The 22,188-nt window shown below is 74.2% G+C and carries 19 protein-coding genes, 1 pseudogene and 1 riboswitch; of the genes and pseudogenes, 8 read left to right on the top strand and 12 right to left on the bottom strand.

Translation table 11 applies throughout. The features are described from left to right. Positions 1–35: 35 nt before the first annotated feature. Positions 36–617, bottom strand: a complete 582-nt coding sequence (locus ACH495_RS02655; protein ID WP_396856008.1) for an ArsR/SmtB family transcription factor — start codon at positions 615–617, stop codon at positions 36–38. Positions 618–982: 365 nt separating this feature from the next. On the opposite strand from ACH495_RS02655, the gene ACH495_RS02650 reads away from it, so the two are divergent. Further along, positions 983–3,052: a HelD family protein gene (locus ACH495_RS02650; protein WP_396856007.1), complete on the top strand. Its 2,070-nt coding sequence runs from the start codon at positions 983–985 to the stop codon at positions 3,050–3,052. 33 nt (positions 3,053–3,085) lie between these two features. Here the strand turns inward: ACH495_RS02650 and ACH495_RS02645 are convergent, their stop codons facing one another. Genes ACH495_RS02645 through ACH495_RS02630 form a run of 4 tightly spaced genes read right to left on the bottom strand, consistent with a single transcriptional unit; the run spans position 3,086 to position 5,310 of the window. After that, complete coding sequence (locus ACH495_RS02645) at positions 3,086–3,685, bottom strand: hypothetical protein (RefSeq protein WP_396856006.1); 600 nt, start codon at positions 3,683–3,685, stop codon at positions 3,086–3,088. A 4-nt stretch (positions 3,686–3,689) separates the two neighbouring features. Next, on the bottom strand, positions 3,690–4,043 hold the full coding sequence (locus ACH495_RS02640; protein WP_396856005.1) for a YbaB/EbfC family nucleoid-associated protein: 354 nt from the start codon (positions 4,041–4,043) through the stop codon (positions 3,690–3,692). A 9-nt stretch (positions 4,044–4,052) separates the two neighbouring features. After that, positions 4,053–4,979 carry a WXG100 family type VII secretion target gene (locus ACH495_RS02635; RefSeq protein WP_396856004.1) on the bottom strand — a complete coding sequence of 309 codons (927 nt, stop codon included), beginning with the start codon at positions 4,977–4,979 and terminating at the stop codon, positions 4,053–4,055. A gap of 10 nt (positions 4,980–4,989) precedes the next feature. Then, entirely contained in the window at positions 4,990–5,310 is a 321-nt protein-coding gene (locus ACH495_RS02630) for a type VII secretion target (protein WP_396856003.1), read from the bottom strand. Positions 5,311–5,457: 147 nt separating this feature from the next. Here ACH495_RS02630 and ACH495_RS02625 point away from each other — a divergent pair, with 147 nt between their 5' ends. From ACH495_RS02625 to ACH495_RS02615, 3 genes are all read left to right on the top strand, one after another. Continuing rightward, positions 5,458–6,345 (top strand): ABC transporter ATP-binding protein, encoded by an 888-nt coding sequence (locus ACH495_RS02625; RefSeq protein WP_396856002.1) that lies wholly within the window; start codon positions 5,458–5,460, stop codon positions 6,343–6,345. A gap of 9 nt (positions 6,346–6,354) precedes the next feature. Further along, positions 6,355–7,092, top strand: coding sequence for an ABC transporter permease (locus ACH495_RS02620; RefSeq protein WP_396856001.1), 738 nt, complete (start codon positions 6,355–6,357; stop codon positions 7,090–7,092). A gap of 95 nt (positions 7,093–7,187) precedes the next feature. Further along, on the top strand, positions 7,188–7,946 hold the full coding sequence (locus ACH495_RS02615; RefSeq protein ID WP_396856000.1) for a VOC family protein: 759 nt from the start codon (positions 7,188–7,190) through the stop codon (positions 7,944–7,946). Positions 7,947–8,243: 297 nt separating this feature from the next. On the opposite strand, the gene ACH495_RS02610 is transcribed toward ACH495_RS02615, so the two are convergent. The 4 genes and pseudogenes from ACH495_RS02610 to ACH495_RS02595 all read right to left on the bottom strand — a co-directional run. Beyond that, complete coding sequence (locus ACH495_RS02610) at positions 8,244–9,020, bottom strand: ABC transporter ATP-binding protein (protein WP_396855999.1); 777 nt, start codon at positions 9,018–9,020, stop codon at positions 8,244–8,246. Further along, positions 9,017–10,051, bottom strand: coding sequence for a FecCD family ABC transporter permease (locus ACH495_RS02605; RefSeq protein WP_396856503.1), 1,035 nt, complete (start codon positions 10,049–10,051; stop codon positions 9,017–9,019). Before ACH495_RS02605 ends, ACH495_RS02610 begins: the two co-directional genes overlap by 4 nt. Positions 10,052–10,173: 122 nt before the next feature. Continuing rightward, on the bottom strand, positions 10,174–11,106 hold the full coding sequence (locus ACH495_RS02600) for an ABC transporter substrate-binding protein (RefSeq protein ID WP_396855998.1): 933 nt from the start codon (positions 11,104–11,106) through the stop codon (positions 10,174–10,176). Between the two features lie 107 nt (positions 11,107–11,213). Continuing rightward, positions 11,214–11,307: riboswitch (cobalamin riboswitch) on the bottom strand. Between the two features lie 121 nt (positions 11,308–11,428). Continuing rightward, positions 11,429–12,739: pseudogene (locus ACH495_RS02595) on the bottom strand (M14 family metallopeptidase); the annotation flags it as partial. Between the two features lie 206 nt (positions 12,740–12,945). Here ACH495_RS02595 and ACH495_RS02590 point away from each other — a divergent pair. Beyond that, positions 12,946–14,286, top strand: coding sequence for a C39 family peptidase (locus ACH495_RS02590; RefSeq protein ID WP_396855997.1), 1,341 nt, complete (start codon positions 12,946–12,948; stop codon positions 14,284–14,286). A 55-nt stretch (positions 14,287–14,341) separates the two neighbouring features. Here ACH495_RS02590 and ACH495_RS02585 read toward each other — a convergent pair whose 3' ends face one another. From ACH495_RS02585 to mqnE, 3 genes are read right to left on the bottom strand one after another with little or no spacing between them, the layout of a single operon-like run. After that, the gene (locus tag ACH495_RS02585) at positions 14,342–14,614 is read right to left on the bottom strand and encodes a DUF4229 domain-containing protein (RefSeq protein WP_396855996.1); all 273 of its coding nucleotides are present in this window, start codon (positions 14,612–14,614) and stop codon (positions 14,342–14,344) included. Positions 14,615–14,641: 27 nt separating this feature from the next. Beyond that, the gene (locus ACH495_RS02580; RefSeq protein ID WP_396855995.1) at positions 14,642–15,070 is read right to left on the bottom strand and encodes a hypothetical protein; all 429 of its coding nucleotides are present in this window, start codon (positions 15,068–15,070) and stop codon (positions 14,642–14,644) included. 40 nt (positions 15,071–15,110) lie between these two features. Continuing rightward, entirely contained in the window at positions 15,111–16,280 is a 1,170-nt protein-coding gene (gene mqnE / locus ACH495_RS02575) for an aminofutalosine synthase MqnE (RefSeq protein WP_396855994.1), read from the bottom strand. Between the two features lie 230 nt (positions 16,281–16,510). On the opposite strand from mqnE, the gene ACH495_RS02570 reads away from it, so the two are divergent. From ACH495_RS02570 to ACH495_RS02560, 3 genes are all read left to right on the top strand, one after another. Next, positions 16,511–18,184 carry an NlpC/P60 family protein gene (locus tag ACH495_RS02570; protein ID WP_396855993.1) on the top strand — a complete coding sequence of 558 codons (1,674 nt, stop codon included), beginning with the start codon at positions 16,511–16,513 and terminating at the stop codon, positions 18,182–18,184. 108 nt (positions 18,185–18,292) lie between these two features. After that, a complete protein-coding gene (locus tag ACH495_RS02565) occupies positions 18,293–19,951 on the top strand; it encodes a hypothetical protein (protein WP_396855992.1) in 1,659 nt (552 codons plus the stop codon). A gap of 211 nt (positions 19,952–20,162) precedes the next feature. Beyond that, on the top strand, positions 20,163–22,121 hold the full coding sequence (locus tag ACH495_RS02560) for a DEAD/DEAH box helicase (protein WP_396855991.1): 1,959 nt from the start codon (positions 20,163–20,165) through the stop codon (positions 22,119–22,121). Positions 22,122–22,188 lie beyond the last annotated feature (67 nt).

Raw genomic sequence — 22,188 nt, 5'->3', positions numbered from 1 at the left:
AAATAATCCTTCACAACTGGTGCGCGCAACCCACCTCAGTCGATGGGCATCGCCCGGTACTGCACCGCCACCTTGCGCGCGCCCGCCGGCGGGTCGGTGCGGTCCCGCTGCCGATACGGCGACGTCAGCGCCTGGACCGCCGCGTTCAGCTCGGCCAACTCCTCGGCGGTCAACAGCAGCACGCTGTCGCTGAACCAGAACGACTCGTACCACTCGCGCGGCTCGTCCGGCACGCGGCGCAGCCAGTCCCGGACCCGCTGCGCGTCGCGGACCAGGTGTGCCTCGATCAGCGCCGCCTCGGCGGCGTGCGTCTCCGGGTCGGCGTCCGGCCCGGCCTCGACCGAGTAGGAGGCGTTCACCGCCTGCCACACCCGCTCCCGCGCGTCACCCCGGCCGGCCGCCTCGCGGACCAGGCCGAACTTCGCCAACTCGCGCAGGTGGTAGCTGGTGGCGCTCGGCGACAGGCCGGCGATGCCGGCACACTCGGTGGCGGTCGCGCCGCCCTCCACCGCGCTGAGGTGTTCGATGATCGCCATGCGGGCCGGATGGGCGAGCGCCCGCATCACCTGCGGATCGCTGATCGTCACCCGGTGCTGTTCGGGACGCGCCTCGGTCATGCCCCCATGATCCCGCGCCGACGGGCGAGGGCCGCGAGAGGTGGCGCCGTGGCGGCTCAGGCCACCTTGAGTTGCTCGTCGCCGAAGTCTGCGATCAGCTTGAGGGTGCCGCCGAGTGCGGCGATGTAGCGCGCCAGCACCTCCTGGGTCGCCACATTGCCCGCTTCGATCTTAAGTAGCGACGAGATCCGGTAACACGCCCTGACCGCCGCAATCGGGTGGCGGCGTGCTTTGAGGCCTCCGTATAGTGGTTGACCGCCCGACGGCCGCGGTGAGCACGCACCGCAGCGGACGTCCCCGCGCCGGAAGCAGCCAACCGCCCCGGACACGCGAGCGAGCATCATGTTGAGCCCTGGGAGTTCACAGTGCCCGCACCGGAACTGACCACCACACCGCTCGACGACGAACTCGTCGCCGAACGGGCCCACCTGGACACCTCCCGCGCCGCGCTGCGCCGGATGCGGGAGCGCGCCGAGTCGCTCTTCGCCACCGGCGACAAGGTGGCCGGCGACGCGTACACCGCCGAGCAGCTCGGCCGGCACATGGCCCGCCGGGTCAAGGAACTGGCCGACGACCCGACCACCCCGCTCTTCTTCGGCCGGCTCGACTTCGGCGGGAACGCCGACAGCCCGCACAGCGGGGAGACTGACCCGGACCACGCCGGGCGGAACTACCACGTCGGGCGGCGCCACGTCACCGACGAGCGGGGCGAGCCGCTGGTGCTGGACTGGCGCGCCCCGGTCTCCCGCTCGTTCTACCGGGCCAGCGCCCGCGACCCGCAGGGCGTCGCGGTGCGCCGCCGGTTCGGCTTCAGCGCCGGCACGCTGACCAGCTTCGAGGACGAGCACCTCGACCGGGGCGAGGAACTCGGCACGGCCAGCCGCATCCTCACCGCCGAGATCGAACGCCCCCGCGTCGGCCCGATGCGCGACATCGTCGCCACCATCCAGCCCGAGCAGGACGAGCTGGTCCGGGCCGACCTGGCCGACTCGATCTGCGTGCAGGGGGCGCCGGGCACCGGCAAGACGGCGGTCGGGCTGCACCGCGCCGCGTACCTGCTCTATCTGCACCGGGAACGGCTGCGCCGCTCGGGCGTGCTGATCGTCGGGCCGAACCGCGCGTTCCTGTCGTACATCGCGGCGGTGCTGCCCGCGCTCGGCGAGGTCGAGGTCGAGCAGGCCACCGTCGAGGACCTGGTCGCCCGGGTTCCGGTCCGCGCGGTCGACGACCCGGCCGCCGCCGCGCTCAAGCACGACATCCGGATGGCCGAGGTGCTGCGTCGCGCCGTCGACGCCCACATCGGTACGCCGACCGAGCCGATCATGGTCTCGGACGGCTCGTACCGCTGGCGGATCGGGCTCGACCCGCTGCACCGCCTGGTCGTCGAGACCCGCGCGGAGGGCCTGCCCTACGCCACCGGCCGGGAGCGGGTCCGGGCCCGGGTGGTGGGGCTGCTGCAACGCCAGGCCGAGGCCCGCCGCGCCGAGTCGCCCTCCGACGCCTGGCTGCGCCGGATGAGCCGGATCAAGCCGGTCGCCGACCTGCTCGACGCGGTCTGGCCCGCGCTCACCCCGGACGGGCTGCTGCACCGGCTGCGCACCGACGCCGAGGCGCTCGCCACCGCCGCCGACGGGCTGCTCAGCGCCGAGGAGCAGGAGCTGTTCCGCACCGGCAAGGTCGGGCGCACCGCGAAGGCCACCCGGTGGACCGCCGCCGACGCGGTCCTCCTCGACGAGATCGCCGGGCTGCTGGAACGTCCCGCCGGGTTCGGTCACGTGGTGGTCGACGAGGCGCAGGACCTCTCGCCGATGCAGTGCCGGGCCATCGCCCGCCGCAGCGAACACGGCTCGATCACGCTCCTCGGCGACCTGGCCCAGGGCACCGCGCCCTGGGCCGCGACCGACTGGCGGGAGTCTCTCGCCCACCTGGGCAAGCCGGATGCCGCGGTGGTGCCGCTGAGCGTCGGCTTCCGGGTGCCGGCCGCCGTGGTGGCGTTCGCGAACCGGCTGCTGCCGGCGCTCGCCGTCGACGTACCCCCGGCCCGGTCACTGCGCCACGACGGGGCGCTCGACGTGCGTACCGCCGACGACCTGACGGCCGCGACGGTGGCCGAGGTGCGGGCGGCGCTGGCGCACGACGGTTCGATCGGTGTGATCGCGGCCGACGACGCGGTGGACCGGCTCCGCGCGGCGCTCGCCGACGCGGGCGTCGAGACCGCGACCGCCGACGACGTCGAGGCCGCGGCGCGCGTCACAGTCGTCCCGGCGACGCTGGTCAAGGGCCTGGAGTACGACCACGTGGTGGTCGTCGAGCCGGCCGCGATCGTGGCCGCCGAGCCGCGCGGCCTGCACCGCCTCTACGTGGTGCTGACCCGGGCGGTCTCCGGGCTGGCGGTGCTGCACCGTGAGCCGCTGCCCGCCCCGCTGGTCACCTGAGCCGGCCGGCGCTGCCGCCCCACGCCGGGATGCTCAGCCGGCGAGGGCGGCGGCGACGGCGCGTAGCGGCGTGCCCGACTCGGCGATCGGCACGGTGAAGGCGAGCCACGAGCCGTCGGCGAACGTGAGCCGCAGACGCTTCGGGTTGAGCCGGTGCCAGCCGACCCGCGCGGACGCCACCTCGGCACGCGGCACGGCCCACACCACCTCGGTCCCGGCCAGCGCCCGCTCCTCGGCCTCCCGCCCGCCGAGCAGCGTCACCCCGCCGGTGCGGCAGACCAGCAACCGTCGGTCGGTGACCGCGAGCAGGGTCTCCCGGACCTTGAGGTCGGTCCCGGGCGGGGTCAGCGCCCGGTGCAGGCGGGACGCGGCCGAGCCGGGCGCGCCCCGACCGGCGATCCCCCAGCCGATCAGGTCCACCAGGCGGTCGCCACGGTCCCAGGTCGCCAGCGGGACGAGCACGTTGAGCAGCACCGAGCCGACGGTGCGTCGGCCGGGAGCGGCGGTCGACGCCGGTTCGGGCGGCGGTGGCGGGGTGAGACCGCCGCCGACGTCGGCCCTGGCGTGGGCCAGCACGCGCTCGCCCGGCTCGACGAGCCGGTCGAGCGCCGCGCGGTATCGGGACTCGTCCATCGGCTCAGTATCGGTCGTGGCCGTAGCCGTCGGCGGCAGGGCGCTCCGCGGCCGGGGCGGTGCCCATCACCTCGCCGACGATCTCCCGCACCCGGGCGGCGGCGGCCTCCTGCGCCCGGTTCGCGGCGGCGGTGAACTCCTCGGCCAGCGTGTAGGAGTCGAAGCGCATGGCCCGCGCGTTGATGTCGGTGGAGAGGATCCGGCCGTCGGCGGCGGCCACGACCGTGACCAGGCCGGAATCGCTCGCGCCCTCGGCGCTGCTCTGCTCCAGCTCGGCCATCCGCGCGCCCAGCTCGCGCTGCCACCCGTCCAGGTTGCGGGCCAGCGCCTCGATCCGGTCCAGGGCCGGGAACGTCATGGCTGCCTCTCAGTTCACGATCGAGTCGAACACGTTCTGCACACCCCTGGTGTAGGGGCCGAGATCCTCGCGGTAGGTGCCGTCCACCAGGTAGTTGCGGTCCTTGTGGCCGTCGGAGACGTCGTGCAGGCCGACCCCGGTGTCGAGCAGCGCCCCGCCGATGCCCGGGATGTTCACCGGGGACGCCTGGTTGATCGCGAACTTGCCGGGGAACAGGATGGCGGTCCGTTTCATCTTGAACGCGAACGCCTCCCTCGTGTAGCCGGACCTGTTCCACGCCTTGTACGCCTTCTTGGCCTTGCGCAGCTCCATCACCAGCTTGCGGTAGCGGGTGAGCAGCTCGGCGACCTTCTCCAGCTTGGTGACCAGCTTGGTGAGGATCTCCGCGAACCGGGCCACGATCTTGACCATGCGACCGACAGTGGTGGCCAGCCGGGCCAGCACCCGTACGACGGTGGCGGCCAGCGTCACGCCAGCGCTCAGCGCGGCCGCGACCGCCGCGATGATGACCTCGGTCAGGAACCAGAGCAGGAACTCCAGGATCAGCTCGACCAGCAGGTTGAACGCGTCGACCGCCGCGTTCGCGGCGTCGACGAGCACCTCCTTGGTGCCGTCCAGCCCCTGCGCCAACTCCTCGATCGCCGCCTCGACGGACTCCATCGAGGCGTGGAACCTCTCCGCCGCGTCGCCGTCCCAGGCACCCCGCAGGCGGGCCCGGTCGGCGACCTGGTCGCCGGCGATCCGCCGGACCGCCTCGCCGGTGGTCACCGCGAGCTGGGCGGCCTGCATCAGGTCGTCCGGCTCACCGGCGACCAGTTCCAGCAGCTGCTCGAACGGCCACAACACGGCGTTGGAGAGCGGCTTGAACGGATCGGGCGTGCCGGACACGATCTGCTCGAAGTACGTCTTGTTGCGCTGGAGCGCCTCGGTGCTCATCGGTGCCCCCTCAGGCGCCCGGCGTGAACAGGTCGGTGGTCGCCACGTCGGTGCCGGTGTAGGCGTCGGCGGTGTCGGTCACGCCCTCGGCGATGTCGGCCATCACCTCGGCGCCCTCCGCCAGCCCCGCCAGGCAGGCCTCGAACTGCTCCGCGTACGCGGCGGCGAGGCTGAACGACGCGGGCATCACGCCGAAGGAGTGCCGGGCCACGTGCCCGTCGCCGAACACCCGGTGCAGCTCGCGGAACCGGGCGGCCCGATCCCGGGAGGCGGCGGCGAACGCCGTCAACGCCTCCGGCTGGACGTCGAGATTCCTGCTCGGACTGGTCACGGACCCTCCCCAGTGCCCGGTCGAACCACCGTCGCCGTCGACGGCGCCACCAGACTAGGTGATGCGCACCCCCCGGTAGGGGGCAGTGCGACTGGCGTGCACACGGTAGACAGAGGAGGCACCGTCCCTCCGCCCGAGGAGCCCGCGATGATCCTGGCCCGCGCCGAACAGGTCAGCCGCCGCTACGGCGAGGTGCTGGCGCTGGACCGGGTCGACCTGACCGTGCGGGCCGGTGAGCTGGTCGGCCTGCTCGGCCCGAACGGCGCCGGCAAGAGCACCCTGATCAACCTGCTGGTGGGGCTGCGCCGTCCGACCGCCGGCCGGGTCGAGCTGCTCGGCGGCGACCCGCGCGACCCGGCCAGCCGGCGGCAGCTCGGGGTGACGCCGCAGGAGACCGGCCTGCCCGGCACGCTGCGGGTCGGCGAGGTGGTCGACTTCGTCTCCGCGCACTACCCCGACCCGGTGCCCCGGGGCGAGCTGCTCGACCGGTTCGGCCTCACCGACCAGGTGCGCCGACAGACCGGCGGCCTCTCCGGCGGCCAGCGGCGTCGGCTGGCCGTGGCGCTGGCGTTCGTCGGCCGGCCCCGGCTGGTGGTGCTGGACGAGCCGACCACCGGGCTGGACGTGGAAGCGCGGCACGCGCTCTGGGAGGCGGTCCGCGGCTTCCACGCCGACGGCGGCACCGTGCTGCTGAGCAGCCACTACCTGGAGGAGGTGGAGGCGCTGGCGCAGCGGGTGGTGGTGATCGGCCACGGTCGGGTCCTCGCCGACGACTCGGTGGCGGCGATCCGCGGCATCGTCGGCGTACGCCGGGTCAGTCTGGTCGCCGACGACCTGCCGGCGCTGCCCGGGGTGGTCGCCACCGAACGCGTCGACGGGCGGGTCCACCTCCTCACCACCGACGCCGACCAGCTCGTCCGCGACCTGGTCACCGCCGGCGTGACGTTCCGCGACCTGGAGGTCCGCCCCACCTCGCTGGAGGAGGCGTTCCTCGCCATCACGGCCGGCGACCGGCCCGCGCCCACCCCCGCCTAGGAGACCGCCGTGCCGCTCGCCCTGGTCCACGCCCGCTACCAGCTCCTGGAGATCGTCCGGATCCCGGTGGCGGTGGTGGGCAGCGCGTTCTTCCCCGCCGCCGCGATGCTCTTCTTCGTGGTGCCGTTCGCCGGCGACGACCCCACCGGCGCCACCTACGCCACCGCCGCCATGGTCACGTTCGCGACCATGAGCGCCAACATCTTCCAGTACGGCGTGGGCGTCGCCGAGGACCGTGACCAGCCCTGGAACCCGTACACCCGGACCCTGCCGGCCGGGCCGGCGCCGCGGCTGGCCGGACGGATCCTGGCCGGCCTGGTGCTGACCTACCTGTCGATGGTGCCGGTGGTGGTGATCGCGGCGGTGGCCACCGCGGCTCGGGTGACCGCGGCGCAGTTCCTGCTCGGGCTCGCCGCGGTCGCCGTGATCTCGGTGCCGTTCACCCTGCTCGGCCTGGCGATCGGCTACTCGCTGCCGAGCAAGGCGGCGATCGTGGTGGCGCAGGTGCTCTTCTTCCCGCTGGCGTTCGGCGGTGGCCTGCTCTCCGCACCGGACCAGGCGCCCGGCTTCGTCCAGGCGGTCGCCCCCTACCTGCCGACCCGGGGCGCGGTGGAGCTGATGTGGGCGGCGGTCGCCGACTGGCAGCCCGATCCCCGCGCGCTGGTGATGCTGGTGGTCTGGGTGGTGGCACTCGCCGCGGTCGCCGGCTGGGCCTACCGGCGGGACGAGGGGCGCCGCTTCAGCTGACCGGTTGTCCCGGTTCCGGCCCGGTGGCCGGCCCGGTGGTGCCACGATGCCGGCAGGGCGGGCCAGCGGGGCCGCTCCCGGCGAGAGGGGTCACCGTGAACGGCGTCGAGCCCGGCACGCCCTGCTGGACCGACCTGGCCACCCCCGACCTGGCGGACGCGCGGCGGTTCTACCCACAACTGTTCGGCTGGACCGGCCGGATCTCCACCGTGCCGGACGCCGGCGGTTACACCGTCTTCCTCAAGGACGGCAAGGCGGTCGCCGGGGTCGGGCCACCCGCCACGCCGGACCAGGTGCCGGTCTGGTCGACGTACGTGGCCACGGACGACGCCGACCTGGTCGCCACCCGGGTGGCGGCGGCCGGTGGGCAGGTGGTGGTCGCCCCGTTCGACGTCGCCGCGCAGGGCCGGATGGCGGTGCTCGCCGACCCGGCCGGCGCGGTGTTCAGCGTCTGGCAGCCGATGGCGATGCGCGGCGCGGAGTTGTTCAACGCGCCCGGCGCGATGTGCTGGAACGAGCTGGTCACCCCCGACCCGGAGGGGGCCCGGGACTTCTACGCGCTGGTCTTCGGCTGGCAGCCCGAGGAGCGGTCGGCCGGGCCGGTCCCCTACATCGGGTGGCGCTGCGGCGCCCGCATCGTGGCCGGCATGCTGACGCCGGCCGAGCCGCTGCCCGGCGACCTGCCGGCGTACTGGACGGTCTACTTCGCGGTGCAGGACACCGACGCCACCGCGGCCCGCGCCGCCGAGCTGGGCGGCACCATCCTGGTCCCGCCCCGCGACAACCCGGCCGGTCGCTCCGCCGCCCTCCGCGACCCCCACGGCGCCCTCTTCTCCATCTCCACCCTCCGCTGACTGCCCGCCCCGCCCCTCTCCCCCTCCCCCCGCCCGCCCCTCCCCGCCCTTCCCGCCCGCCCCTCCCCCCGCCCGTGCGCGCAGTTTCACGGAAATAGTGGCTATCCGGCCCGACATAGCCACTATTTCCGTGAATCAGCGGGCGGGGCGGGACGGGCGGGACGGGACGGGGGAGGGGCGGACGGGAAGGGCGGGGCGGGCGGGGCGGACGGGGCGGACGGGAAGGGCGGGGCGGGGGAGGGGCGGGGGAGGGGCGGGGAGGGGCGGGTGGGAAGGGCGGAGAGGGCGGGGAGGGGGTCAGTGGGGGCGGACGGGGACCACCAAGGGGCCGTGGTCGCCGGGGATGACCCGGACGTGGGCCCGGTAGTGGCGGGCGAGCAGGTCCTCGGTGAGCACCTTCTCGGGCGGCCCGGCGGCGGCCACCCGGCCGTCGGCGAGCAGCACCAGCCGGTCGGCGTACTCGCCGGCGATGGAGAGGTCGTGCATGGTGGCGAGCACGGTCAGGTCGTGCTCGCGGCGGAGCTGGTCGACCAGCTCCAGCACCTCCTGCTGGTGCCCGATGTCCAGCGCGCTGGTCGGCTCGTCGAGCAGCAGCAGCGTGGCGCCCTGGGCCAGCGCCCGGGCCAGGAAGACCCGCTGCCGCTCGCCGCCGGAGAGCGTGGCCAGCTCGCGGCGGCCGAACCCGGCCAGGTCGAGCCGGTCCAGCACCTGGTGCACGGCCGCCAGGTCGGCGGCGGACTCCCGGCCCAGCGGCGGCATGTAGGGCGTGCGCCCCAGCAGCACGTAGTCGAAGACCGCCATGCCGGCCGGCACCACCGGCGACTGGGCGACGGTGGCCACCACCCGGGCCCGGTCGCGGCGGCGTAGCGCGCGGATCGGCGTACCGAAGAGGGAGACGGCGTCCGGCGCGGGCAGCAGGCCGCCGACGGCGCGCAGCAGGGTCGACTTGCCGGCGCCGTTGGGGCCGATGACAGTAACCCACTCGCCCACCGCGACGGTCAGGTCGACGCCGGCCAGGACGGGGCTGCCGCCCAGCTCGACCCGCAGGTCCCGGACCTCGACCGCGGCGGTCATGATGTGCCCACCCCGCGGGCGGTGCGCAGGATCAGGACGAAGAACGGGCCGCCGAGCAGGGCGGTCACCACGCCGATCGGGATCTCGGCGGGCGCCGCGGCGGTCCGGGCGACCACGTCGGTCAGCGCCAGGAACGCACCGCCGAAGAGCATCGACAGCGGCAGGATCACCCGGTAGCTGGAGCCGGCGAGCAGCCGTACGGTGTGCGGCACGATGATGCCCACGAAGCCGATCAGGCCGGAGGCGGAGACCGCGGCGGCGGTGCCCAGCGAGGCGGCGGCGATCAGCAGGTAGCGGGACCGCTGCGGGTGCAGCCCGAGGCTGGTGGCCTCGTCGTCGCCGAGGGAGAGCACGTCCAGCTCCCGCCGGTGCGCCAGCACCACCACGGCGGTGAGCAGGAAGTACGGCAGGACCAGCAGCACGTCGTGCCAGCCGGCGGTGGCCAGCCGGCCGAGCAGCCAGGAGTAGACCTGCTGGAGACTGTCGGAGTTCGCCTGGAGCAGGTAGGTCTGCCCGGCGGCGAGGAACGCCGACACCGCCACCCCGGCCAGGATCAGCGTGGCCGGGGAGCGGTCCCGTCCGCCGGCGGCGCCGAGCAGGGACGTCATCGCCACCGCGCCGAGCGAGCCGACGAACGCGGCGAGCGGGATGGCGACCGGCAGGTCGGTGAGCGCCCCGCCGACCCCGGCGCCGAGCACGATCGCCGCGGTGACCGCGAGCCCGGCCCCGGCCGCCACGCCGAGCAGGTACGGGTCGGCCAGCGGGTTGCGGAAGACGCCCTGGTAGCAGCCGCCCGCGAGGGCGAGCAGCGCGCCGACGAGCAGGCCGAGCACGACCCGGGGCAGCCGCAGCTCGGTGACGATGGCGATCTCCCGCTCGGTGAGCCCGCTGTCCAGGTGCACGCCGGGCAGGAGGTTGAGCAGTTCGGCGGCGACGCTGCCGGGCGGCAGGCTGACCGGGCCGAACGAGACGCCGGCGACCAGCGCGACCAGGACCGCCACCAGACCGGCGAGCAGCCAGCGCTTGCGCAGCCCGGCCGGCCGGCTCGCGCCGGCGCGTGTCCCGCCTCGGCGGGGCCGGGGCGTCCGGCCGGCCGGCCGGGACCCGTCGGGGGTCCCGGCCGGTACGGCGTCCACCGGTCGTACGGCCACGGTCAGGCCGGGACCTTGGCGGTGGCGTCGACGATCGCCTTGAGCAGGTCGACGACGCGGGGGCCCCAACGCGAGGCGATGTCGTCGTCCAGCGCCACGACCTGGTTGTTCTTGACCGCGGTGACGCCGGCCCAGCCGCTGCGCGCCTTGACCGTGTCCGCGCTCTGCTGGCAGCACTTGGTGTCGGCCAGGAAGACGAAGTCGGGGTTCGCCTTGACGATGACCTCCTGGGAGAGCTGCGGGTAGCCGCCGCTCTTGCCGCCGGCGTCGGCCGGGTCGGCGATGTTCTCCAGCCCGGCGAGCGCGTAGATGCTGCCGATGAACGTCTTGCTGGTCGCGGTGTACAGCTCCGGGCCCAGCTCGTGGTAGTAGGTCAGCTTCTCGGCGCGCTTGGGCAGGTCCTTGGTGAGCGCGGTGATGTCGTCCTTCATCTTCCGCACCACGGCGTCCGCCTCGGCCGGGTGGCCGGTGAGCGTGCCCAGGTCGGTGAGCTGCCGGTACGTGTCGTCGAGCGTGGTCGCGGCGGGGGTGAGCAGGACCGGGATCTTCAGCGCGACGAGCTGACTGGCGATCTTGTTGGTGTCGTTGGTGATCACCACCAGGTCGGGGCTCTTCGCGGCGATCGCCTCGGCGTTCGGCTGGTAGCCGGAGAGGTCGCTCTTCGGCGCGTCCGCCGGGAAGTTCGACTGGTCGTCGACGGCGGTGACCTGCTTGCCGGCGCCGATGGCGAAGAGCATCTCGGTCGAGGTCGGCGACAGCGAGACGATCTTCTCGGGGCGCTTGTCCAGCGTCAGGTTGCCCACGCTGGCGGGGAAGGAGCCGCCGGACGCGCCGGCGGCGGGGGTGTCGGTCGAGGTCTTCTCGGCGCAGCCGCCGAGAAGCAACGCGCCGGCGGCGAGCGCGGCGGCGAAGAGCCGAGGGGTACGTCGGGTCACAGGTCCTCCTGTCGGTCGAGGAGCGTGGTGCTTCGCCGACAGGTGGAAAGGCCCGTCCGCGAGGCGCCCTTCCTCGAGAGCGCGTGTCGCGACCGGGCCACAGGCGACCTGGCTCGTCCCACGTCCGTCGGCGCCGGCGGGAGGCCGACGCCGCGCGTACGGGGCATCACAGTTGCGGGACAGCGCCGGTTTCACACCGGCTTCGCTGCGGCACGATCGGTGCCACGGTAGCGCACGACCAGCGGAGATCGCCCGGACGGGCGGGAGTGGGTGGGGACCCCGGCGGGGGTGGGACCGGGGTCCCCACCGCAGGGTGAGGTCAGCAGTACTGGCTCTGCTTGCCGATCGCCCGGTACGGGCAGTCGGCGTACTCGGAGAGCGTCAGCACGGCGTCCCGGTTGCGCGAGGTCTGCGCCGGGATCACCTCGTCGGGCGGGTAGAAGCCGCCACCGGAGGCCGAGCCGGGGTACATCTCGAACGTGTACGCCCAGATCTTGTGGGTGCCCCACATCCAGTCGATGCTGGTGCCGTCCGCGATGTAGAGGTCGCTGGACTGCTCCGGGGTGTAGCCGTTGCTGGCCGCCATCTGCTGGCCGATGGTGGCGAACGTGTTGTACTGGTCGGCGGTCATCCCGGTGGCGGTGTTGCTGTACGTGTAGCCGTACGGCCAGAGCACCAGCTGGGAATAGGTGTGGAAGTCGATGTTCGCCTTGATCTGCTGCACCCCGCCGACGACCCGGCTGTTGACGAAGTTGCGCAGCGCGGCGGTCTCCGGGGCGGAGAAGGCGGACGGGCCGCGGTAGGTGTCCGACGACTTCGTGCTCGACGAGCCACCGCAGCAGCCCCACTGGTAGCCCCAGTTGCGGTTCAGGTCGGTGCCGACGTACGTGGAGCCGCTGTTGGGCTGCCGGTTCTTCCGCCAGGAGCGGTAGGAGCCGGTGGCGATGTCGTACTCGCTGCCGTCCGGGTTGACGGTGGGGACGATCCAGATCTCCCGGGAGTTGACGATGCCTGTGATCCGGGAGTCGGTGCCGTAGTTGTCGGTGAACAGGTTGAGCAGGTAGATCGCCATCTCGACGGTCAGGTGCTCGCGGGCGTGCTGCTGGGCGTTGAACAGGATCTCCGGTTCGCTCTCGTCGGTGCCGACGTTGTCGGAGATCTTCACGGCCATCAGGTCCCGGCCCTGGTAGGACGTGCCGATGCTGAGCTTGCGGGCGATGCTCGGGTGGTCGGCGACCACCTGGTTCACCACCGCGGTCAGCTCGGCGTAGTCGTGGTAGTTCGAGTCGGCGGGCGGGAACGCGTACGCGGTCGCGCCGCCGGCCGGCGCCGGGGCGACGTCCTTCTCCAGCCGGAAGCCGAGCCGGGTGATGGCGTTCGCCTCGGCGGTGGTGGCCGTGACGTGCAGCACGCCGTGTTCGGAGTAGTCGATGGCGGCGCCGGTGCGGGCGACCGCGGTGCGGTCGGCGACGGTCCGTGGGCCGAGCACCCGGTAGGCGACGGCGGCCGGCGCACCGGCCCGGTCCGGGTCGGGGCGGGCGGCGGCCGGCCCGGCGGCGGCGGTGACCAGGATCAGGCCGACGGCGGCGACGAACGCGAGCCGGCGGCGCAGCGGGGACGTGCGGAGGGCCATGGACAACCTCCTCGGGGTACGGGGAGATCCCGTTGTCCGCACACTTCACCAGCAGTCACATGGTCATATCAACATCCGTCGTTGCCATGAACCATCCCGACCTGATCCTCACGTCGGCAATGATTTTCCATGGCTGAACATCTGGCGAAACTTCCCGCCAAGGACGACAGTGAACGGCAACGATGCCGTTTCCCCGTGGAGCTGCCATGTTCGGAAGACCCCTGCGCACGGTCGCCCTCGCCGGCCTGACCGCGCTCACCCTGCTCGGCACCACCGCACCCGCCCAGGCGCACGGCCCCCGGCCGGGCGTCACCCACGACGAACAGATCACCTTCCAGGAGTTCTCCCGCTACCCCGACTGGCGTACCGGCACGCACCAGGGCACCCGCGCCGTCCCCGGCCGCCAGCCGGGGCTGACCATCGGCCGCCCGGCCGGCACCACCGCGTTCACCGACGAACACACCGGCACCACCCGCACCTGGGAGTACGCCACCTGGACCTCGCCCGAGCGGCGGATCGGGTTCGACGCCACCGAGCTGGTCGCGTCCTGGAACGCCAGCACGCCCGCCGGCACCTGGATCCAGGTCGAGCTGCACGGCACCTACAACACCGGGGACCAGACCCCGTGGTACGTCATGGGCCGCTGGGCCTCCGGCGACCAGGACATCAAACGGGCCACAGTGGACGGCCAGGGCGACCCGTGGTCGAGCATCTGGACCGACACGTTCTCCGTCGACGACGCCGCGGCCGGGGTGCTGCTGCGCTCGTACCAGCTCCGGCTGACGCTCTACCGCGCTCCCGGGCAGGCCGCCGCGCCGCAGGTCCGGATGGTCGGCGCGATGGCCTCGAACGTGCCGGACCGGTTCACCGTCACGCCGAGCCGGGGCGGCATCGCCTGGGGCACCGAGCTGGCCGTGCCGCGCTACTCGCAGAACGTCCACCTCGGCGAGTACCCCGAGTACGACGGCGGCGGCGAGGCGTGGTGCTCCCCCACCTCCACCGAGATGGTGGTCGAGTACTGGGGCCGCAAGCCCTCGGCCGAGGACACCGCCTGGGTCGACCCCGCCTACGCCGACCCGACCGTCGACCACGCCGCCCGGATGACCTACGACCACGAGTACGACGGCGCCGGCAACTGGCCGTTCAACACCGCGTACGCGGCCGGCTTCCCCGGCCTGGAGGCGCGCGTCACCCGGCTGCACTCGCTGGACGAGGCGGAACGGTTCATCAAGGCGGGCATCCCGGTGGTCACCTCGCAGTCGTTCCTCGCCAGCGAGCTGGACGGGGCGAACTACGGCACCTCCGGGCACCTGTTCGTGATCGTCGGCTTCACCGCCGACGGCGACGTGATCGTCAACGACCCGGCGTCGTCGTCGAACGAGGCGGTCCGCAACGTCTACCAGCGCGAGCAGTTCGAGCAGATCTGGCAGCGGACCAAGCGGTACCGGGCCAACGGCACGGTGGCCTCCGGCTCCGGCGGCATCGCCTACCTGATCAAGCCGCTCGACCGACGGTGGCCGGTCGTCCCCAACTCCACCAACTGGTGAAAGGAGGGGCCCCTTCTTAACGCCTGGCGTAGAGAAGGGGCCCCTTCTCACCACTTCAGCCTCGGTGCTCTCCCGGCTCGGGCTGGTCGTCGCCGGCCAGCGCGGACCGCAGCCGGTCCTTCTCGGCGCGACGACGCTCCGCCGCCTCGGCCATCTCCCCGGCCATCTCGTCCCGCCAGCCCTTCAGCAGGAAGAACGACAGCGTGGCGGAGAAGACCAGCGCCAGCATCAGCCGCAGGAACATGTTCATCTCGATGAACCAGAGGGCCGCCAGCACCGCGACGAACAGCCCGATCCGGCCCAGCGTGTACTTGACCGCCGCGCTCATGCCCGCATTCCCACTCTCTCCGCCGCCTCAGCCCGTCCGCCGGGCCAGCCAGTGCACGCCATGAAACCAGATCACCGCGTAGACCACGGTGAACACCGCCGCGGCCAGCGCGCCGGTGAACAACGCCGGCAACCCTGCGGCCAGCCCGGCCGCCAGCAGCCCGGCGAGCACACCGACCCCGAGCCCGACCAGCGCCGCCAGCACCCGGGCGGCGCCGAACTCCCAGGCCCGGAAGTCGTCCCAGAACAGCCAGAGCGGCAGGATCACCGCCAGCCAGCCGTTGGTCCCCCCGAACCCGCCGGCGCCCACGGCGGCGAACGCCCACTCGAAGAGCAGCAGCGCCAGCAGCCCGATGACCAGGCCGGCGAGCGTCACGCCGAGCAGGTCACCCAGCGTCAGGATGCGCCCCTCGGCATCCCGCCGAGGAAAGCCGCGTTGCTGCTCCCCGGTGCTCATCGCCGGGTCAGGCCCAGACCTGCCGGTGCTCATCGCCGGGTCAGGCCCAGACCTGCTGCGGCTCGGAGCGGCGCTCGGCCATCGACGGCGCGGCATCGTACTCGCGGACGGTCTCGTAGCGGGTGTTGCGCTCCACCGGCCGGAAGCCGGCGTCCCAGATCAGGTGCAGCAGGTCGTCCCGGTGCATGGTGTTCGGCGTGCCGTACGAGTCGGCGTCGTGCGTGATCTTGTATTCCACCACCGAGCCGTCCAGGTCGTCCACGCCGAAGTTCAGCGAGAGCTGGGCCACCGAGAGCCCGTGCATGACCCAGAAGCACTTCACGTGCGGGACGTTGTCGAACAGCAGCCGGGACACCGCGAACGTCTTGAGCGACTCGGCCGGGGAGGCCATCGTGGTGCGGGCCTGGATCCGGTTGCGGACCTTGCCGTCCGCCGAGTCGACGAAGTCGTGCTGGTAGCGCAGCGGGATGAAGACCTGGAAGCCGCCGGTCTCGTCCTGCAGCTCACGCAGCCGCAGCACGTGGTCGACCCGGTGCCGGGGCTCCTCGATGTGGCCGTAGAGCATGGTCGCCGGCGTCTTCATGCCCTTCGCGTGGGCCAACGCGTGGATCCGCGACCAGTCCTCCCAGTGGCAGGCGTGGTCGACGATGTGCTGCCGGACCTCCCAGTCGAAGATCTCCGCGCCGCCGCCGGTCAGCGACTCCAGACCGGCGTCCATCAGCTCGTCGAGGATCGCGTCGGCGGTGAGCCCGCTGATCTTCTCGAACCACTGCACCTCGGTCGCGGTGAACGCCTTGAGGTTGACCTTCGGCAGCGCCGCCTTCAGCTCGCGCAGCACCTTGGGGTAGTAGCGCCAGGGCAGCGTCGGGTGCAGGCCGTTGACGATGTGCAGCTCGGTGAGCTGCTCGTCCTCCATCTCCTTGGCCTTGCGGACCGCCTCGTCGATCCGCATCGTGTAGGCGTCCTTCTCGCCCGGCTTGCGCTGGAACGAGCAGTACGCGCACGACGCGGAACAGACGTTGGTCAGGTTGAGGTGCCGGTTGACGTTGAACATCACCCGGTCACCGTTCAGCTCGGTGCGCCTGTGGTGGGCCAGCCGGCCCAGCCAGGTCAGGTCGTCGCTCGCGTAGAGCGCGATGCCGTCCTCGCGGGTCAGCCGCTCCCCCGCGTAGACCTTCGCTTCGAGCTCGCGCTTGAGTCCGGCGTCCATCCGAAAGCCACGTCCTTCCACCTGGGGTCCCGATCGAGCGTACGTCGCGGGTCCGACGCGCCGCCCGCGCGGTCGACCGCAGCGACCCAGTTCACCGACCGTCACGCTCCGCACATCGACATCGTTGCGTCGGTGAGGTAAGACAGGGTGGGGCGGAACACACACTCAGGGCCGCCCTGCCTCATCACGCCCACGACGCGTGGCGCGCACCAGACCGGACGGGGAGCGGAATGGTCGACAGCACCAAGGCCCGAAGGCGACGGCGACGGTCACCGGTGATCTCACCGGTGCTGCGCCCGGCGCTCTGGTCCGCCCTGCTCGGGGCGATCGCGGCCGCGGCGCTCGCCACCCCGGCCTGGGCCGAACCGCTGCCCGACACCATCCCCAGCACCGGCTCCCGGCCACAGGTCACCGGCCCGCTCCAGCTTCCCGCCGCGCCGGGCGCCACCACCGGCCGACCCGGCGCCACCGTCCCCGGCCTGCCCGGCGCCACGGTTCCGGGCCTGCCCGGCGCGACCGTCCCCGGCCTGCCGGGTGCCACCGTCCCCGGCGGCGCACCGGGCCTGCCGGGCGTCGCGAACCCGGCCGACGGTCCGTTGATCGCGCAGATCAACCAGGTCGACGGCCTGGTCGCCCAGCTCGGCGACAACCTCCTGCGGGTCAAGGGCGAGCGGGACGCGGCCCAGGCCGAGCTGATCACCGCCGCCGCGCGGCTCAAGGCGGCGCAGGACGCGCTGGCCCGGGCCCAGGAGAACGCCAAGAGCGCCGCCGCCGACGCGGTCAAGGCCGACGCCGCGTTGCCGCCCGGCGAGTTCGGCGCCAGCCTGCGCCAGTTCTCCGACCTCCAGCGGATCACCCGGGGCGACAAGGCCGAGGGGGCCACCACCTCGGTGACCGGCGAGCTGCTGCGCGCCACCACCGACGAGCGGGTCGCCCGCGAGGCGCACGCCTCGGTCCAGCGACGGGTCACCCAGAAGACCGCGGAGTTCACCCGGGTCGAGGCCGACCTGCACAAGCAGGAAGCCGCGCTGCTCAAGCTCCGCCGCGACAACGCCGCCAAGCTGCTCGACATCGAGCGCCGGGAGGACGCCGCCGAGCAGCGGCTGGGCAACCCGTACGTCGCCAACCAGAGCATCAACGGCCTGGCCGCCGACCCGCGGGCCCTGGCCGCCGTGCGTTACGCCCTGGCCCAGCTCGGCGACCCCTATCTCTGGGCGGCGGAGGGCCCGGACCGGTTCGACTGCTCCGGTCTGATGCTCGCCTCCTACCAGTCGGCCGGCTACCGGGGCCTGCCCCGCGTGTCCCGGGACCAATACTTCGCGACCCGCTCCCGCACCGTCAGCCCGACCGCTCTCCTCCCGGGCGACCTGCTCTTCTTCGCGTCCGGCGGCAGCTGGACCAGCATCCACCACGTCGCCATGTACATCGGCAACGGCAAGATGGTCGAGGCGCCGAGGACCGGCGACGTGGTCAAGATCTCGGTGGTCCGGTGGTCCCGGCTCTACGCGGCGACCCGGGTGGTCGGCGCCGTCCCCGCGCCCGCCACGCCGGCACCGCTGCCGACCGTGCCGGCCAACCCGCCGAAGCCCGGCACCACGCCGAAGCCGACGCCGACGCCGACGAAGACCGCCACGCCGAAGCCGACCCCGAAGCCGACGAAGACCGCCACGCCGAAGCCGACGCCGACCACGTCCAGCCCGACGCCCACCCCCTCGACGAGCACCAGCCCGACGCCCACCCCGTCGGACACGCCGAGCCCGACGCCGAGCCGCACCGCCACCGTCGCACCGTCCTCGACCTCGGCGAAGCCGACCGAGAGCGCCGCCGCGCCGTCGAGCAGCTCGGCGAAGCCGACGGAGAGCGCGGCCGGCAGCAAGTCGGCCAGCCCGACCAGCACCGGCTGACCCAACCGTCCACTCGACTGTGCTCCCGGGCCGGAATGTGGCACGGTGAGATCCAGGCACTTCCGGCCGGCGCCACGGTCGGGGGCGAGCGTGGGTGCGGAGGGCGAGATGGGCGAGCACGAGGTTCCGGCGGAGTCGGTCCAACCGGGATCCACGTCCGACCCCGTCGGTGACGCCGACGAGCGCCCGGCGCAGCCGGGGCCGGTGGCCGTCGCGCGGGCCCGGGTCAGCGTGGCCGGCTCGGCCGTGCCGCCCCCGTCGGGCGGCGAACGGCCGGGTCCGCCGGCCACCGCCACCACCTACCGGGCGGGCGCCCCGGCGGAGAGCGTCCCGCCGCTGGACCGCCGCCGCCCCGGCGCGACCGTCTCGCCGCCGTCCAGCTGGTCCGCCTTCGCGGCGGCCGACCGGCCGGCCACGACCGACGACGACGCCGGCTCCCCGGTCCCGCTCCCGGCCGCCCCGGCCATCCCACCGGCCGCCTCGACGCCGCCGACGCCGGTTCCGGGGTCCCCGACCCCACTGCCGGCGTCCCCGGCCGCCGCCGGCCCGCTCCCGGCCGCCTCGACGCCGGTGCCCACGCCGACCGGGGAGACCGCCGACCGTCCGGGGTCCGCCCCCGACGACGGTGCGGCGGGCCCGGGCGACGGCGGCTCGCCGGCCGCCCGGCTGTCCGGCTCCGCCCAGGTGCCCGCGCCGCGCGCGGAGTCGCCGGACGTGCGCCGGGACGATCCCCCGGCCGACGATGCCGCACGCCACCAGCCGGCCGACCGGTTCGCCGGCCGGGCCACACCCGCGCCGCGTGCCGACTCCGAGACGGCGCCCGCGCGGGCCAGCGCGTCGGTGCCCGGCCTGAGCCGGGTCTCGGCCGACGAGGTCGCCGCCTCGGTGGCGGCCGCTCCCGCGGCCGCGAAGGTCTACCGGGCCGGCCCGGTCAACCCGGAGCCGCCGGAGCCCGCCCAGCCGCCGGAGCCGGTGCAGCCGCCGAGCCCGCCGGGTCCCGAGCCCGAGCCGGCCCCGACCCCGGTGCCGGGGCCGACGCCCCCGTCACCCGCCCCGCCCGTACCCGAGCCGGAGCCCCCGCTCCGCCCGACGCCCCCGGTGCCGGCACCTTCCCCGGCCCCGGCCCCGACTCCGCCCGGACCGACTCCGCCCGGACCGGTTCCGCCGATGCCCGGGCCGCCCGTGCCGCCGCCGGGGCCGGCGGTGCCTCCGCCACCGCCGCCGCCCGGCCCGATGCCCGCCCCCCCGTTCCCGCCGCCGCCGGCGATGCCCACGTCCCCGTTCCCGCCGCCGGCGATGGCCGGCGTGCCCGGGTCGCCCCCGGCCTGGGCCGCCACACCGGCGCCGCAGCCGGTCTGGCCCCCGACGCCCGCGTCGGCGCCGCCGGCCCCGGCCGTCCCGGCGCCGGCGCTGCCGACCTGGCCGCCGCCGGCCGCTTCCGCCCGGCAGACCGAGGCCACCCGTCCGGTACGCCCGCAGCCCGGCAGCCAGGACCTGGCCGGCACCGCGTACGGCGGCACGGAGGGCCCGGGCTTCGCCACGGTCTCGTTCCCGCAGGGCAGCCCGTCGGAGAACTCCGGTTCGCTGACCGGGCACATCCTGGCTCAGGGCTGGGCCGAGGACACCCCGACCACCCGGGCCAGCAACACCAAGGTCATCATCGTGCTGGCCATCGCGCTGACCGCCCTGATCGCCATCAGTCTGCTCGTGGTGTTCCTGGCCAACGACGCGCTGAGCGGGTTGACCGGCACCGTGCTGGCGCGCTGACGGGGTGAGCCCGCCCACTACGGCCACGCGATGCGGTGGCGGTGTCGGTGGAGCGCCGTACACTTGTCGGGATCACTGACCCGGCGCGCCCGACTGCGCGCCCATGGGCGATCTTGCGGGCGATTCGGCGGCGTGACGGCGCCGCGGCGGGCCATCGCGAAGATGCGCCCCGCTCGAAAGGCATTTCTTGACCACCTTCGCGGAAACCGGCATGTCCCCGTCCACCGACCCGATCATCGACGCCCCCGACTTCGCCTCGCTCGGCCTGCCGGCGCAGGTCGTCGAGGCGCTCGCCCGGCAGGGCATCACCACCCCGTTCGAGATCCAGCGGGCCACCGTGCCGGACGCGCTGGCCGGCCGCGACGTGCTCGGCCGGGGCCAGACCGGTTCCGGCAAGACGCTCGCCTTCGGCCTGCCGGTGATCGCCCGGCTCGCCGACCGCAACCGGGCCCGGCCGCTGCACCCCCGCGCGCTGATCCTGGTCCCCACCCGCGAGCTGGCCATGCAGGTCAACGACGCGCTGGTGCCGATCGGCAAGTCGGTGGGCATCTTCCTGAAGACCGCCGTCGGCGGTGTGCCGTACGACCGGCAGATCGACGCGCTCCGCCGGGGCGTGGAGATCGTGGTGGCCACGCCGGGGCGGCTCGGCGACCTGATCACGCGCGGTGTCTGCCGGCTCGACGACGTCGAGGTCACCGTGCTGGACGAGGCCGACCAGATGGCCGACATGGGCTTCCTGCCCGAGGTCACCGAGCTGCTGGCGAAGACGCCGGCGGACGCCCAGCGGCTGCTCTTCTCGGCCACTCTGGACAACGACGTCGACACGCTGGTCAAGCGGTTCATGACCGACCCGGTCACCCACTCGACCGCGCCGGCCACCGCAGCGGTGTCCACCATGGACCACCACATGCTGCTGATCCCGCCGCACGACAAGTTCGCGGTCACCGCGTCCATCGCCGCCCGCGAGGGACGCACCATGGTCTTCGCGCGTACGCAGCTCGGCGTCGACCGGCTGGTCGAGCAGCTCACCGCGGTCGGCGTACGGGCCGGTGGCCTGCACGGCGGCAAGACGCAGCGGATGCGCACCAAGACGCTGGCCGAGTTCCGCGAGGGCCGGATGAACGTGCTGGTCGCCACCGACGTGGCGGCCCGGGGCATCCACGTCGACGGGGTCTCGCTGGTGCTGCACGTGGACCCGCCGAAGGACCCGAAGGACTACCTGCACCGGGCCGGCCGCACCGCCCGGGCCGGCGAGTCCGGCGCGGTGGCGACCCTGGTGCTGCCGAAGCAGCGCCGGACCACCCTGGCCATGCTGGAGAAGGCCGGCGTCGAGCCGTCCCAGGCGCGGGTCCGCGCCGGCGACGAGGCGCTGGCGGAGCTGACCGGGGCGCGCGAGCCCAGCGGCGTACCGGTCCGTCCGGAGCCGGAGCCCCGCCGCGGCGGTGGGGCCCGTCGCTTCGGCGACCGGGACGGGCGCGGCTACGGCGACCGGGACGGGCGCGGCCCGCGCCACTACGGCGACCGGCCGACGGGCGAGCGGCGCTACGGCGACCGGCCGACGGGCGAGCGCGGCTACGGCGACCGACCCACTGGCGAGCGGCGCTACGGCGACCGACCGACCGGCGAGCGGCGCTACGGCGACCGGCCCACCGGTGGACGCGGCTACGGCGACCGGCCCACCGGCGAGCGCCGCTACGACGACCGGCCCACCGGCGAGCGCCGCTACGACGACCGGCCCACCGGCGAGCGCCGCTACGACGACCGGCCCACCGGCGAGCGCCGCTACGGCGACCGGCCCACCGGCGGACGCGGCTACGGCGACCGGCCCACCGGGGAGCGCCGCTACGGCGACCGGTTCGGCGGCGACCGGACCGAGCGCCGCGACGACCGGCGCTTCGGCGAGCGGCGGTCGGACGACCGCGGGGACCGCTTCGAGGGCCGGCCGTCCGACGACCGGCGCTTCGGCGAGCGGGGGCAGCACGACCGGACCGGCGGCGACCGGCCGTTCGGGGACCGGGACGGCCACACCGAGCGGCGCTTCGGGGAGCGCAGCGATGCCCGGCCGGCCGAGCGTCGGGGCGGGTTCCGTCCCGAGGGGCGGGGCCGGGACGACCGGCCGCGCGACGACCGGCGCGGTTTCGGCGGGCGCCCGCCGGCCCGTACCCACTGATCCGGGGCCTCCGGACGATCACTCCGAACGCCGCCGTCGAGCACCCGCTCGGCGGCGGCGTTCGCGC

The organism is Micromonospora sp. NPDC018662 (genome assembly GCF_044391475.1).
Classification (GTDB): Bacteria; Actinomycetota; Actinomycetes; order Mycobacteriales; family Micromonosporaceae; genus Micromonospora.
Note: the sequence above shows the minus strand (reverse complement) of the source record. Positions and strands in the feature narration are given on the sequence as shown.